Source organism: Rahnella sp. AN3-3W3, assembly GCF_003263545.1.
GTDB lineage: Bacteria > Pseudomonadota > Gammaproteobacteria > Enterobacterales > Enterobacteriaceae > Rahnella > Rahnella variigena.
The window spans coordinates 1-1,238 of sequence record NZ_JYDG01000084.1; the positions used below are offsets into that span (position 1 = coordinate 1).

1 protein-coding gene is annotated in these 1,238 nt (G+C 47.1%); it reads right to left on the reverse strand.

Features of this window, described 5'->3' with window-relative positions; all coding sequences use genetic code 11:
* Positions 1-18: 18 nt before the first annotated feature.
* Positions 19-1,169 (reverse strand): IS3 family transposase gene (locus tag UC15_RS19920; protein WP_112290390.1). Its coding sequence is split into 2 segments (ribosomal slippage): positions 19-935 and positions 935-1,169, totalling 1,152 coding nucleotides; the frame shifts between segments, so codons are not numbered across the junction.
* Positions 1,170-1,238 lie beyond the last annotated feature (69 nt).

Genomic DNA, 1,238 nt, shown 5'->3' on the forward strand with positions numbered 1-1,238 from the left:
TGAATAGACCCTAGTTTCCTAGACTGTTCCGTGCCTCATGAACCAGGCACTTTCATAAGCTGCAGGGGGTTGATCCTCACAGGCACTGTGGCGGCGTTTAGCATTATAAAACATCTCGACATAATCGAAGATATCCGCCTTCGCTTCTTCCCTATTTTTATAGATCCGTTTCTTTATGCGTTCCCGTTTTAGCAACTGAAAAAAGCTTTCTGCCACTGCGTTGTCATGGCAATTACCCCGACGACTCATACTGCTTTTTAAATTGTGAGCTGTCATAAAATGCTGACATCTTTCGCTCGTATATTGAGAGCCCTGATCTGAATGGATTAATACTTCTGCCGTTGGTTTACGTCGCCATACCGCCATCAATAATGCATCCATTACTAACTCAGCGGTCATTCGTCCGCCCATGCTCCAGCCGATAACCCTGCGTGAGAAGAGATCAAGAACAACAGCCAGATACAGCCAACCCTCATGCGTCCTTATATAAGTCATGTCACTCACCCAATGCGTATTTGGGGTTGGGACAACGAACTGGCGTTCAAGGTAATTTGGACTGGCAAAAGAAGGCTTTCCGCCATCGTAATAGCGTCGTTTTCGGTATCCAGTCTGAGATGCTAGTTCAGCGAGCCTCATCAGGCGCGCGATCCTGTTACGTCCGACGCATTCACCCAGATCTTTCATATCGAGCCAGATTTTTCGATAGCCGTAAACCGTACCGCTTTCAAGCCACAGTTGTTTAATCAAGCCTGTTTGCCGTTCATCTTGCCGGGTACGCAAAGATTTAGGCCGCTTTAGCCACTGGTAATAACCGCTGTGATGGAGGCCAAGAACCAGGCATAATCTGCGTACAGCATAAAAGGACGACATTTTTTTAATGAAGGCGTACTTCAGCCTGACGTTCTTGCAAAGTACGCGGCGGCCTTTTTTAAGATATCCCGCTCTTCAGTTACTCGCTTAAGTTCTTGCCTGAGGCGCTTTACTTCATGCTGAAGTGCATCGTCCTGCTTACGCTGCGGCTCGGGCTTCTGGTAGCGCTTAACCCAGGCGTAAAGACTATTAGTGGATACACCAAGTCGAGAGGAGACCTCAGACACAGGGTACCCCTGCTCAGTGATCTGTTTTACGGCTTCAATTTTGAATTCTTCTGTGAACGTTTTGACTGACATAAACACTCCTTCATTAGGCCTCCATTATGAGGCAAAAAAGTGTCTACGAAACCCGGGTCTATTCATACA